The 13,977-nt window shown below is 43.3% G+C and carries 10 protein-coding genes; 7 read left to right on the top strand and 3 right to left on the bottom strand.

The genetic code is table 11. The annotated features are described in order from the left end of the window. Positions 1 to 18 precede the first annotated feature (18 nt). From ACTIE0_RS10240 to ACTIE0_RS10225, 4 genes are all read left to right on the top strand, one after another. Positions 19 to 1,593, top strand: coding sequence for a family 10 glycosylhydrolase (locus ACTIE0_RS10240; RefSeq protein ID WP_006670453.1), 1,575 nt, complete (start codon positions 19 to 21; stop codon positions 1,591 to 1,593). 78 nt (positions 1,594 to 1,671) lie between these two features. Further along, positions 1,672 to 2,517, top strand: coding sequence for a prohibitin family protein (locus tag ACTIE0_RS10235; protein ID WP_006626209.1), 846 nt, complete (start codon positions 1,672 to 1,674; stop codon positions 2,515 to 2,517). An 88-nt stretch (positions 2,518 to 2,605) separates the two neighbouring features. Further along, complete coding sequence (locus tag ACTIE0_RS10230) at positions 2,606 to 4,543, top strand: ABC-F family ATP-binding cassette domain-containing protein (RefSeq protein WP_006670454.1); 1,938 nt, start codon at positions 2,606 to 2,608, stop codon at positions 4,541 to 4,543. Between the two features lie 74 nt (positions 4,544 to 4,617). Continuing rightward, the gene (locus ACTIE0_RS10225; RefSeq protein WP_006670455.1) at positions 4,618 to 7,482 is read left to right on the top strand and encodes an ATP-binding protein; all 2,865 of its coding nucleotides are present in this window, start codon (positions 4,618 to 4,620) and stop codon (positions 7,480 to 7,482) included. Between the two features lie 147 nt (positions 7,483 to 7,629). Here ACTIE0_RS10225 and dusA read toward each other — a convergent pair whose 3' ends face one another. Then, the gene (gene dusA, locus ACTIE0_RS10220) at positions 7,630 to 8,634 is read right to left on the bottom strand and encodes a tRNA dihydrouridine(20/20a) synthase DusA (protein WP_396442545.1); all 1,005 of its coding nucleotides are present in this window, start codon (positions 8,632 to 8,634) and stop codon (positions 7,630 to 7,632) included. 287 nt (positions 8,635 to 8,921) lie between these two features. Here dusA and ACTIE0_RS10215 point away from each other — a divergent pair, with 287 nt between their 5' ends. Next, positions 8,922 to 9,815 (top strand): ATP adenylyltransferase family protein, encoded by an 894-nt coding sequence (locus tag ACTIE0_RS10215; RefSeq protein ID WP_006626213.1) that lies wholly within the window; start codon positions 8,922 to 8,924, stop codon positions 9,813 to 9,815. Here the strand turns inward: ACTIE0_RS10215 and ACTIE0_RS10210 are convergent. Further along, complete coding sequence (locus ACTIE0_RS10210) at positions 9,812 to 10,735, bottom strand: MauE/DoxX family redox-associated membrane protein (RefSeq protein WP_006670457.1); 924 nt, start codon at positions 10,733 to 10,735, stop codon at positions 9,812 to 9,814. The two genes, ACTIE0_RS10215 and ACTIE0_RS10210, sit on opposite strands and share 4 nt — an antisense overlap. 445 nt (positions 10,736 to 11,180) lie before the next feature. Between ACTIE0_RS10210 and ACTIE0_RS10205 the strand changes: the two genes are divergently transcribed. Beyond that, positions 11,181 to 12,152, top strand: a complete 972-nt coding sequence (locus ACTIE0_RS10205) for a thermonuclease family protein (RefSeq protein WP_006626215.1) — start codon at positions 11,181 to 11,183, stop codon at positions 12,150 to 12,152. A 5-nt stretch (positions 12,153 to 12,157) separates the two neighbouring features. Beyond that, positions 12,158 to 12,676: a heme-binding protein gene (locus tag ACTIE0_RS10200; protein WP_006626216.1), complete on the top strand. Its 519-nt coding sequence runs from the start codon at positions 12,158 to 12,160 to the stop codon at positions 12,674 to 12,676. Positions 12,677 to 12,943: 267 nt separating this feature from the next. On the opposite strand, the gene cysH is transcribed toward ACTIE0_RS10200, so the two are convergent. Next, positions 12,944 to 13,765, bottom strand: a complete 822-nt coding sequence (gene cysH, locus ACTIE0_RS10195) for a phosphoadenosine phosphosulfate reductase (RefSeq protein ID WP_006670458.1) — start codon at positions 13,763 to 13,765, stop codon at positions 12,944 to 12,946. Positions 13,766 to 13,977 lie beyond the last annotated feature (212 nt).

Raw genomic sequence — 13,977 nt, 5'->3', positions numbered from 1 at the left:
TTATGTGGTATATGTGCTATGGCTAAATCACCGATCGCCTTAAATTGGCTTCACCGTCTGCTGAGTCTCTATAAACCCATGTTAGGGGCTATATTATTAAGCCTGTTGGCCACTAGCCCAGGGCGATCGCAAACCATAGCCTTTTGTCGCCTCTCCCCAGAGGCGATCGCCTCTAAAGAAAGCCTGCGCCAAAGCGCTCTATCCGGGGATAGCAACGCCCAACAGCAATATAACCAGATCCTGATTCAACACGCCCAAGCTGTATATCGCTGTCGTCAGCAAAGCCGCCCCCAAAATCAGGCCTTATGGTTAAGACTATATAGCTGTGATGCCCAACCCGGAGCCATCGAAAAGCTGTTAGATGACATCATCAACAAAGGCTATAACCAAGTTTACCTAGAAGTATTTTATGACGGTCAGGTGTTACTTCCCGCCGCCAATAACCCCACCCCTTGGCCGTCAGTGATGCGATCGCCCGGCTTGGAACAAGTAGACCTCCTCGCGCAAACCATCGAAAAAGGCAGACAACGGGGGCTACAGGTTTACGCCTGGATGTTTATGCTCAACTTTGGTTATACCTACACCCTACTACCTAACCGCGCGGGAGTCCTTGCGGTCAATGGTAGTGGGGAAACCACCGTCACCGCGAATTTAGACGGCACCGCCAGCAACGATTTTGGGGAAAGCTACATCAATCAGGGTTTCGTTGACCCCTATAATCCCACCGCACGACAAGATTTTAATACCCTCCTGAATGCCGTCCTTAGCCGTCGCCCCAGTGGTGTTCTGTTTGACTATGTTCGCTATCCCAGGGGTTTGGGACCTCAATCAGTAGCCAGCCGGGTTAAGGATTTATGGATTTATGGGGATGCTTCCCTGTCCGCCTTGCTGCAACGAGCCAACAACGACCGGGGACGGGAACTGCTACAACGCTATGTTAGCCAGGGTTTTGTCACCGAAAATGATGTTAATCAGATCAATCAAAAGTATCCTGAGCCAACGGAGCCAACACCAGCAGAGCCACAGGAACCACAGCCACAGGAACCACAGCCACAAGAAAAACCACCCCTGTGGCATGATGAAACGGCCCTACCCGCTCTCAGTGGCATTCCCAGCCTGGGAAATACCTTTAATCAACAATTGTGGCGGTTGAGTGTGGCTCACGCCCAACAGGGGATTCTGGACTTTTTAAATATGTTTAGCCAGCCAGTACAATCACGCGGCATTCCGGCTGGGGCGGTGTTTTTCCCGGAGGCTAACCGTCGCGTTGGGGAACAGGGTTTTGATTCCCGGCTGCAACCTTGGGATCGGTTCCCTAGTGCGATCGAATGGCATCCCATGGCCTATGGAGTTTGTGGCACCACAAGCTGTATAGTTGAACAAGTGGAAACTGTTGCTAACCAAGCCCAACCGGGAACTAAAATTATCCCAGCGATCGCTGGAGACTGGGGCAAATCCATTAAAAACCGCCCCCCCCTAGAACATCAGATGCGCGACATTATCAATGCTATTCCCCAAATTCAGTCAATCAGCCATTATTCCTACGATTGGCAAGAACCACAACTTACACGCGATCGTCAATCATGTCGGTAATCGGCAAAACCTTTAAACTAGAAGATGATGCTTTCCAGCCTCTTCTATACTGTCGTTCATAACTAAGGAGTTATAACTTTGAAAAGCGCACAACCCCAACAGGGTTTACCAGCCATTGTTCTGGGAATTATCGTCGCACTGGCTATTCTGATTGGGCTTAATTCTTTTGTAATTATTAATCCTGGTCAAGCCGCCGTGTTAAGTATTCTCGGAAAGGCCCAGGATGGCGCACTACTAGAGGGGTTACACTTTAAGCCTCCCATAATTTCCGCCGTCGATATTTATGATGTCACTGTCCAGAAGTTTGAAGTTCCCGCCCAAAGTTCCACCAAGGATCTACAGCAACTTTCCGCTAGTTTTGCCATCAACTTCCGCCTTGACCCCGTAAATGTCGTGCAAGTCCGCCGGGAACAAGGTACTCTACAAAATGTGGTATCTAAAATTGTCGCGCCCCAAACTCAGGAATCTTTTAAAATTGCCGCTGCTAAACGTACCATTGAGGAAGCCATTACTCAACGGGAGGAACTGAAAGCAGATTTTGACGAGGCTCTGGTGTCACGATTAGATAAATATGGCATTATTGTTTTAGATACCAGTGTTGTCGATCTGACTTTCTCCCCTGAATTTGCTCGCGCCGTTGAAGAAAAACAAATCGCTGAACAACGGGCGCGGCGGGCTGTCTATGTCGCTAAAGAAGCTGAACAACAAGCCCAAGCCGACATTAACCGCGCTAAGGGTCGGGCGGAAGCTCAACGCTTATTAGCCGAAACTCTCAAGGCTCAAGGTGGTGAGTTGGTACTGCAAAAAGAGGCGATCGAGGCTTGGCGACAAGGGGGTTCTCAAATGCCTAAAGTCCTGATTTTGGGTGATTCTAAAAGTAAGGTTCCCTTCTTATTTAACGTCGGCGACCTAACTAAATCCTAATCATTGTCACCCAGTTGTTATTTCCTAGTAGGGGCATCCGCCCCTATTTAAACTATTAATATTTGCCAATAAAGCCCTTAGCTAAAAGATGAATATATTAACTCTACAATCAGTTCAAAAAGACTTCGGGACTAAAGAAATTCTTAGGGATGCTAACCTGAATTTAGGAGTTATGGATAAAGTGGGTTTAATTGGAACTAATGGTTCTGGAAAATCCACCCTACTAAAAATGATTGTAGGTAGCGAACATATTGATGGCGGTCAACTCTGGGTTAACCCGAAAATTAAACTAATATATTTGCCGCAACAACCAGAACTTGATGAAAATAACACCGTTTTAGAACAGGTTTTTGCTGATAGTGGTGATAAACTGCATCTGATTCAGGAATATGAGGAACTTTCCTTAAAAATTGCTAAATTTCCCGATGATGAAAGCCTCATGACTCGCTTTTCCGAAATTATGCAGCGCATGGATGCTAGTAATGCTTGGGAGTTGGAAACTCAGGCAAAAATTATTTTAACTAAATTGGGAATCGAGGATTTTGATGCCAAAATTGGCAGCCTTTCGGGAGGATATCGCAAACGTATTGCTTTGGCGGCGGCGCTATTGCGAGAACCAGATGTTTTATTAATGGATGAACCGACTAACCATCTTGATGCTATGTCTGTGGAATGGTTACAGGATTATTTGAATAGTTATCGGGGCGCTTTGTTTTTAATTACTCACGATCGCTATTTTTTAGATAGGGTCACTAACCGCATTATTGAAATCGATCGCGGTGATTTATATACCTACTCCGGCAATTATTCCTATTACTTGGAAAAAAAAGCCGAAATGGAAGATGTAGCGGTCAGCCAACAACATAAACATAAAGGAGTTTTGCGCCGAGAATTAGAATGGTTAAAGCGAGGACCCAAAGCCAGAAGCACTAAGCAAAAAGCCCGGATTCAACGCATTGAAGAAATGCAGGATGTTGAGTTTAAATCAACCCTCGGCAAAGTCGAAATTTCTACCCCCGGTCGCCGCATAGGTAAGAAGGTAATTGAGTTAAAGGATATTGCGAAATCCTATGATGACAAAACTTTAATTAAAGATTTTACCTATACATTTAACCCCCAAGACCGCGTGGGAATTATTGGCAGTAATGGAGTCGGAAAATCTACCCTTTTAGATTTAATTACGGGTCGGGTTGAACCGGACTCGGGAACTGTGGAAATTGGCAGCACTATTCATATTGGCTATTTTGACCAACATTGTGATAACCTGCTGGAAGCGATGAATGAAAATCAGCGGGTTATTGATTATTTAAAAGAGGTCGCAGAATATGTGACTACCGCTGACGGAACCCAAATTACGGCTTCCCAAATGTTGGAGAGGTTTCTATTTCCTCCCGCCCAACAATATGCTCCCTTAAATAAGCTATCTGGCGGCGAAAAACGGCGTTTGTTTCTGTTACGGGTATTAATGGAAGCACCCAATGTTCTGATTTTAGATGAACCGACTAATGATTTAGATGTGCAGACTCTTTCGGTGTTGGAAGAGTATTTAGAGGAGTTTAATGGATGCGCGATCGTGGTGTCTCACGATCGCTATTTTTTAGATCGCACCGTCGATATGATTTTCGCCTTTGAGTCTCAGGGAGTCCTCCGTCAATATCCCGGTAATTATTCGGTTTATTTGGACTATAAACAAGCGGAAGAAGTCGCCAAAGCACAGTCACAGCAAATGCAGGTCGAGGCTACCCCCAGCCAACCAGAACCGGAAAAATCCCCCCGCTATTCCTGGGGGAAAGACGGGCGGCGCAAACTTTCCTCTAAGGAAAAGCGAGAGTATGAAAACCTGGAAAAAGAAATCGCTAAGTTAGAGGAGAAAAAACAGCAGTTAGAGGCGGAACTTTACCAAGCCTCATCAACTTCTGTCAGTCGGGTGCAGGAGTTACATCAGCAAGTTGAGTCCTTGACAGTGGAAATTGATCAGGCGACAGAAAGATGGATGGAGTTGGCAGAAATTGCCAGTTCATCTTAGAATATGGGAGGGGGTCTAGGCTTGCACAATCACCATTTCACCGTAGCATCTTTAGCAAGAAAGCAGAAGTTATCATGGCTAAGTTAGACCCGCTTCCCGAAATTCTTGATGCCCTAGCCCGGTCAATGGAAAAGCAATTCCAGGGGGGACTCTGTTCGATTTTACTATGCGATCGCCACGGGAAACTACACCACGGCGCAGCCCCTAATTTACCCAAGGCTTACTCCCAGGCTTTAGATGGGATGATCATTGGTCCCGAAGCTGGTTCCTGTGGAAAAGCTGCTTTTTGTCGGGATATTGTCATCGTTGCTGATATTGCGACAGACCCCCTATGGCAAAACTTCAGACATTTAGCCCTAGAACATCAATTGCGTGCTTGTTGGTCGGCTCCGGCGATCGGTAGTGATCAGCAAGTTTTAGGAACTTTTGCGGTTTATTTCAAGACCTGTCGCACTCCCCAAAATCAAGACTTAGAAATTCTCAGCCTTAGCGCCCATATTGCCTCCATTGCTATTGAACGCGATCGGACTACCCAAGCCTTAGCCGACTTAAATCAACAGTTAGAAGTGCGGGTAGAAGAACGTACCGCCGCCCTCAGAGAAAGTGAAGCTAAGTTAGAAGCAATGCTTAATTTTGCTCCGGCGGTAATTTATGTCAAAGACTTACAAGGACGACATACCTTTGTTAACAGGGCATTTCTGAAATTATTTAACTGTACTCTAGCAGATATCATTGGCAAAGTTAACCATGATTTTTACCCACCCGAAGTCGCTGATGTTTTTGAAAAAAATGACCGCATAGTAATTGAATCTTGTCACTTCCATCAGCTCGAGGAAGAGGTGACCATCCATGACCAAAATTATACTTTCCTCTCCCATAAGTTTATCCTGTTTGACCAAAATCAGCAACCCTACGCCCTCTGTGGTATTTCCAATGATATTACCCAGCGCAAGGCTTTCTACAATGCCCTCCAACGCAGTCAAGAACAACTCAAGGCAACTTTGCAAGCCATTCCCGACCTAGTATTTAGACTGAACAGCCAAGGGGAATATCTGGCTATTTATCCATCCGAATATGTCGGAAATTTAGTGGACATCAAATTAGCCATTGGTCACTCAATCAAGGAACTATTACCCCCCCCTATTGCGGCGAAATATAGTCAGGTTACGCAAACAGCCCTAGCCACTAACACCCTACAAACCTATGAACAAGATGTAGTGATTGATGGGGTTTTGCGTCATGAAGAAGTCCGGGTGGCTCCCTGTGGTGACCATGAGGTAGTTTTTGTCATTCGGGATATTAGCGAACAGCAAGCAGCACTCCGTGAACGCCAAAAAGCCGCCGCCACTATCAGGAAAAGTGAGGACAGATTTGCACGCATTGCCAATAATATGCCGGGGGTTTTATATCAATATGTTTTGCATCCTGATGGCTCCCATAATTTTATCTATATTAGTGAACGCTGCCAACAAATTTTTGGTTTAGATGCTGATACAATCACCAGAGATGCTAATGAGTTATTCAGACTTTTTGAGTCGGAAGATTTTATCTCTCTTAAATCCTCAATTTTGCTATCTGCAAGCACCTTAAACACCTGGTCTTGGGAAGGAAAATTGATTACCCCATTTGGTGAAAAAAAATGGATACAGGGTATTTCTCAACCGGAACAACAACCTAATGGCGATATTCTTTGGGATGGGGTAGTGGTAGACATCAGTGAACGTAAATTGATGGAAATCAAATTACAAAAAACTGTAGCCGAGTTAGACCGGGCTACCCGCCTTAAAGATGAGTTTCTGGCAAATATGAGCCATGAACTGCGTACCCCTCTTAATGGGATTTTGGGGATGTCGGAAGCGTTAAAACAAGGCATATTAGGGACATTGAACCCTAATCAACATCATGCGATCGCGATGATTGAAAAAAGTGGTAAACACTTACTAGAATTAATTAGCGATATTCTGGATCTGTCCAAAATAGAGGCGGGGAAACTCGAACTATATCTAACGGAAGTATCAGTGCAGGAACTATGTAACTCTAGTTTAACTTTAGTCAATCACTTGGCATTTACCAAACAAATTAATATAGAGAGTAACATACCCCAGCAATTACAAAAAACTTTCATCAAAGTAGATAATCGGCGGCTGCGTCAAGTCCTGATTAACTTGCTAAGTAATGCGGTAAAATTTACCCATAAAGCTGGTAAAATTAACTTAAATGTTGGCATAAAACCATCTACAAATCTGGCTATTTCAACCCCTCAGTCTATCTATTTTTCCGTCGTAGATAATGGGATTGGTATTGCTACCGATGATTTAGATAAACTGTTTTTACCTTTCACCCAAATTGATAGTAGTCTGAATCGTCAATATAGTGGTACTGGACTGGGATTAGCTTTGGTTAAACAAATCATAGAATTACATGGCGGTTGTGTTGAGGTGAGCAGTCAACTGGGTAAAGGTAGCTGCTTTACAGTTTATTTACCCTATAATGAAACCTCAAATAATATGAGCAACTTACCCGATAGTTATAGATGGGAATTGCCTAGTTATTTGAATGTAATAAATCCTCAGTCTCCATTAATTATGCTGGCGGTAGAGAAGGAGGCTCATTTGATTACACTGTCTAGTTATCTGGAAGCTAAAGGCTATAGTTTATTGATAGCCAGAAATGGACAGGAGGCGATCGCATTAATCGAATCCCAATCTCCCCAATTAGTTGTAATTGATATTCAAATACCTGTGCTTGAGGGTTTAGCAGCCATTAAATATATTCGCCAAAATCTCAAGTTAACTAACTTGCCAATTATTGCCTTAACTGCTGTAGAAACCACTGGCGAACCGGAAAAATTACGAGAAGCGGGAGCCAATGAATATCTAACTCAACCGATTAAATTAAAACATTTATCAAACCTAATTCATAACCTTTTAAACCCCTAACCTTGTCCCTATAGTCCCACCCATCATCAAAGCCAGTCCCGTTAACTATCGCCCCTCAATTATAGCAATAAATGTGGTCGGTTAGATGTTGTTGTCAGAGGCGATCGCCTTTTTATATTGACTGAAAAGTGCGATCGCTTTTGGGAGTCAGGGAACCTCGGCTAAAGCGGCTTTAACTACTTCCACCCCAGCACCGGGAAGGTGTGCGTTTTCGCTTAAATATCGCTTCCAGGCTTTAGTCCCTGGTTGTCCAGCGAAAAGTTGTAGGATATGGCGGACAACGCTGTTAAGTCGCCCTCCCTGACTTAACCAATTTTCGATATAGGGAAGCATTTGTTCTACTACTTGATGACGGGTGGGTGGGTTGATATTTTCGCCGTAAATTTCTCGGTCAGCGATCGCAAATAAATAGGGATTATCATAGGCGGCGCGACCAATCATTACCGCATCAACTTTTGTGAGTTGTTGTTTCACCTGTTCAAGGGTAGTAAATCCTCCATTAATTTCAATTGTCAAATCGGGAAATTCTGCCTTGAGACGGTGAACATCTCCATAACGCAGGGGGGGTATATTTCGGTTATCTTTGGGGCTTAATCCTTGTAGCCATGCTTTGCGCGCGTGAACGGTAAAACGCTGACACCCAGAGGCGGCGACCACCCGCACAAATGCGGCCATATCTTCATAGCGATCGCGATTATCGATACCAATACGATGCTTAACTGTTACCGGAATATTAACGGCTTTTTTCATGGCTGAGATGGCTTGAGCAACTCTTTCCGGTTCCGCCATTAAACAAGCGCCAAAGTTACCATTTTGCACCCGCGCACTCGGACAACCTACGTTGAGGTTAATCTCATCATAACCCCAATCTTCGGCGATTTTAGCACAGGTCGCCAGTTCATTAGGATCATCTCCCCCAACCTGTAAGGCGAGGGGTTTTTCTTCTGGTGAAAAGTCCAGTAATTTGTGGCGATCGCCGTTAATAATTGCAGCACTTGTCACCATTTCTGTATACAGTAGGGGACGGCGGGTAATTTGTCGCATGAAGTAACGAAAATGGCGATCGGTCCTATCCATCATGGGTGCAATACTCAGGATATGACTTTGATAATTGTCCTCACTTAACCTCAGTTGTGGACTGATAGCTGTCATGTTTAAAATCATAGACTATACTATAATTAGAGTATCTAAGACTATCTAATAATAGTATACCATGACTAATTTTTATGGCAATCTTTCCCCCCAACCATTCCGCCCAAATATCTGATCAATACTCACCAACTGCTCAATGTTCAGCCCGGATTAACTCATCACTCTGCGCCATATCTTCCCCCATGACATCATCGATATTAATCAACCCGTGATTAGGCAAAAAATTACAGGTAAAACTTGATATAATTAGTGGGCTTACTGATTACTTACTGAGTCCATAATTAACCATGCTAGAACCAGGGACATTACTGTTAAAACTTCAACAGCAAACCGCACGGGCTTTAGAGGTCGGTGCATTACAGCCTATTAGCACCCATTATCAGCTCATTGAACAGGCGGAAATCCCTTTTTTGGTCAGGGTGATAGATAATCTACAACGCAAGGCTACAGTCCAGGAAAAGCAGGAAAAAACCCAGACCGCCACCGGGGTAGAATTTAATCCTTTTTTACCTTATGACCCTGATTTATTTGTCGAGAATTTATCAGCTACTCATGTGGGTTTACTTAATAAGTTTAATGTCGTTGATTATCATCTGTTGATAGTAACGCGGGATTTTCAAGAACAGGATAGTTTACTAACCTTAGAAGATTTTGAGGCTATGTGGCTGGCTTTGACCGAAATTGACGGTTTAGCCTTCTATAATGGTGGTCGAGAGGCGGGGGCTAGTCAACGCCATAAACACCTTCAACTTGTGCCGTTTCCCCTAATTCCTAATGGTTTAAATGTACCGATTGAAAAGGCGATCGCATCTAGTATTTTTTCCGGTTCAATCGGTAAAATACCCCCCTTTGAGTTTCGCCATACTTTATCATTATTTGAACCCGGTTTAGTCAATGATTATAAATTAGCCGCCCAAGTAACTTTGGCAGAGTATTTAAAATCCTTGGATTTCCTGAAAATCTCAATTAATGATAATGGGAAACCCGCCACACATTATAACTTATTGGCGACTCGAAATTGGCTGTTAATTATACCGCGATCGCAAGAAAGTTGGGACGACATATCCGTTAATTCTTTAGGGTTTGCGGGGGCGCTACTGGTTCGTAATCATCAACAATTGGCACAACTAAAGCAACAACAACCCTTAACTATTCTCAAGTCTGTGGCTTTCCCTATTTAAGCTACAGATAGCGCCTGTTTAATGCGTTGAACAAATGATGCAGGCATTCCCGCCACCCATTTTTCTCGGATGATACCATCTTCCACTATTACAGCGGTGGGGACAGTATCAATTTTTAGGCGATCGTATGCTACGCTATCTAAAGCGACCACCGAAAAATTGAGTTGATAACTATCAACAAACCACCGCATTTCATCATAATTAGTAAACGCGACAACCCCTAAAACATCAGGCAATTCCGGGCAATCATGGACAATTTTTAACACCTGTAACCAGTCCTTACACTGAGGACAGCGGGGACTCATAAAAACGATTAATTTTGAACCCAAACTGAGGTCTAAATCTACTGCTTCTCCTAACCATTGATTTTGCCAGGGTCGGTTAGCTTGAATCGGCGCTAAATCAAGGAATGGATAGCCATGAATATCTAAATAGGCTAGGGAAGCTGAGGCGGCTGTATAGCTAACTAAAAACGTCGCTATAACAATCATCCACCGCCATAAAATAGTCCCTGTGTTATAGTTGCCAATTAAACCTACACCTAGGAAAATAATATATAATAAATTCAGCAGTAAACTTTGATTGGGGGTGATTTTTAGCCAGCCATTATAACAGCCACAATCTTCCGTTTTTCCCGTCGATGTACTCCAATAAGTTAACCACGACAGACCCATTAAAATTATGATACTAAACGGGATCATAATGGCGGGTGTCGCCCCGAAAATTAACGCGGTTCCTATGGTCGCTTCAACAGCTATAAAAGTGATGGTTATCGGTTCAATTAACCCAGAAGTAAATAGCCTCAGTTGGGCGATGTGTTGGGCGAATTTCCAAGGTTCACTAATTTTGGCGATCGCTGTTAGTAAAAATACACTTCCGACAAATACAATACCAAAATTAGCTAATGTTGCGGATATCATAGTTAAATCATGGTTAAGCGTTAATCACAGGGGTTGGGCTTCCTACAGGTTATCCCCGAATCAACTAGAGACCCAGGGAAACCTATATACACTGGGGAAAGGACATCTGACAATTATGTGATAAAACTTTGCATTGTTCAAGATTTAACCTTCCCATATCTATGATATCATTGTTTATCTTCAATAGTAGCTTTACCTCATTTTGGTATCCCCAACTGAGGCGATCGCTTGCTTATTTGGGAGGGACACAAAATCTATAGCAATTCCTGATTGATCTACATCTAAACTCCCCTTACCCTATTGGGGAGAGGGGTTAGCAGTGAGGGATTAGATAAGTTAAAATCTGATTAATACCCATGAAACAATCCCTTAATACTTCATAATTCAGTCAGGTTAATAACTGCTATAGAAGACTCTTGTAAATTACCAGTATACTTATAGAAAAGTGGGAACTAGAATTAACAACCTACAAGTTACTAAAGTTGTAGATGGAGATACTATCAAAGTCTTGCTAAATGGTCGCCGAGAACCTCTGCGATTGCATTGCGTTGATACCGAGGAATCATTTGCTAAAGGTTCCAAACCTGTCACGCAAACCGGAATAGAGGCTTCAGCTATGGCTAAAAAATACTTCACCGAAGCTGATGGAACCTTAACCCAAGTTGATTTGGAATTTGATAGTCATGATTCCTTAAAAGTCTGCTTAGACAAATACCGAGATACCTATGGTCGTTTGATTTGCTATGTTCATAAGGGCGATGATAATTATAACTTGCGATTAATTCAAGAAGGTTGGAGTCCCTATTATATTAAATATGGGCGATCGCAATTTTATCACCGCCAAATGATGGAAGCAGAAGCGATCGCTCAATCCCATAATCTCATCATTTGGAATCGTAATTTACCTCAAAATAAGCCATTTCGTGATTATGAACTATTAAGCTGTTGGTGGTCATTAAGGGATAGTATTATTCAAGATTATCGCCATCATGGCAAAACAGCCGGAGTGCTTTCTGTCCGTTTTGATTATCCCGAAATTCTAGCCGCCGCCGCTAGTCAACAATGGATTACTGTATTTTGTGACTTACAAGATGGTATCACCAAATGGATTGGTAATAGTGCCTTAATTCATACAGGGTCAAAAGACCATATTATCAAGTTATGGATACCAGAAGCCAAAAGCGATAAAAATGCACCCATTGTCCGATTGATTAATCGTCGATATGCTGGTCTCGGTCGAGGATATGTTTATATTACTGGTCGGGTTATTATGTATCGAGATAAACCCGAAATCACCATAAATCACCCACAGCAATTATCTGATTTTTGTCCTACACCACATCACTTACAGCAATTGATAGCACTTGGGGAGCCTGATCATGTACAATCAAAGATAATTGTTGAATCTAGGAGTTAAGAAAAATGCCAGCCGATTTACCAAAAGGATTCCCAGAACCCACAGCCATTGGAACTATTGAAGTTAAAAAATACCCCCATTATCGGGCTGTTACCTACCGTCATCAGGGAGATTTAACCATCGCCACCCGCATGGCATTCAACCCCCTATTTCAACATATTAGCACTAATAATATCGCCATGACAACCCCCGTCGAGGCGCGATATTTACAGGAAGATTCCTGGGAAGAAACATCGGCGGCTGATGTGTCTTTTTTATATTCTCAACCCGAAATTAATCCCCAAACTGTTGATTCTGATGTCACCGTAACAGATACCCCAGAAATGATCGTCGTTAGCATTGGGATTCAAGGTCCTTATACCTGGGAAAGCTACCAAATACATTTGGATAAATTGAAAGACTGGTTACAACAGCATCCCGAATATCAAATTTTTGGACCCCCAAGACGCTTGTTTTATAATTCCCCCATGACTCCCCCCTATTTAAAATATAGTGAAGTACAAATCCCCATTACTCCCCGTTAACCGCTGGGGGTTGACAAGTTTTGGCGACTTATCATATAATATTGACATATTCTTTTTTCATAATTGGAATGTTTTAGTCAAAAAAAAAATGTGTATTTCCCCATTATATAAATAATACCACAGCCTCACCCCAAAATCAAGACGCGACCCCCAACCAGAAATTTTTGTAACAATTATTAATTTTTTGTTACAAAAGTTAATCTAATTATCAGAATAGACCGATACCGGGGAATCGCCCTGGGTGTAACCATAACAGGCGGGACTATGTTAGAGGGAACTAGAATCCAAGCTCTTGGCTTCTTCGTCGCTTTGGGGAAGGTGTAAGCCGCACTCTTGTTTAAGTCCCCGGAACCGGGTATCACGATCGCTTTGATCACTATCAGTCACCGGGCGACTGGAATGCCAATCACCAACAGTAGTGTAACCGAGGTCAAAATAGGGATGATAGGGGAGGTCGTGGGCGGTTAGATATTGATAGACATCGCGGGAATGCCAATTAAGAATCGGGTAAACCTTATAACGACCCGATTGGTAATCAATAGAACGCAAAGTTTGGCGGTGTGCGGTCTGATCAGCCCTAAGTCCCGCCAACCAAGCCGTAGCCCCAAGTTCGTTTAAAGCCCGTTGCATAGGTTCAACCTTGCGGATTTGGTCATAGCGGTTAAAGGCTTCGAGATCATTTTGTTCCCACAGACGACCATAAAGTGCTTCCATCCTAGCCGGAGACAGGGAAGATTGATAGACTTTCAGATTGAGTTGGAGGCGCTGAGTCAATTCTTCAGCAAAGCGGTAGGTTTCAATGGGAAGATAACCCGTATCGACCCAAATCACCGGAATATCTGGAACTACCTGGGTAACTAGATGTAGCATCACAGCCGATTGGATACCGAAACTGGTACTCATCAACAACCCTGACCCAAAAGTTTCCGCAGCCCATTTCACAATATCAGTAGCATTAGCATTTTTGAGGCGATCGTTAATGCTATCGAGATCCAGTTGATCTAAAGTGCGATCGTCACAGCACCCGTTTTGGTCTGACGGGATAGATGCAGATTGTCCGTTGGAATTAATTAGACTCAAATTCGTCATCTTTTTTCCCTCCTAGAGACCCCCGCCATAGCTGTATTCAGCTGGGCTGGCTGCCGGAGTAAACGAGGGGCAGCACTTAGTTGGCATACGAATAACCATCCTTCTTGTGAATATTTGACTGATACATTTACGCGACATTTTTCCGGTTGTTCCCGGACAATGCAACGATAGCACTATTACCCGTTAAGGTAACAGAGGCGGTATCCCGCAAA

This window comes from Limnospira sp. (genome assembly GCF_051859755.1).
GTDB classification, from domain to species: Bacteria; Cyanobacteriota; Cyanobacteriia; order Cyanobacteriales; family Microcoleaceae; genus Limnospira; species Limnospira fusiformis.
Note: the sequence above shows the minus strand (reverse complement) of the source record. Positions and strands in the feature narration are given on the sequence as shown.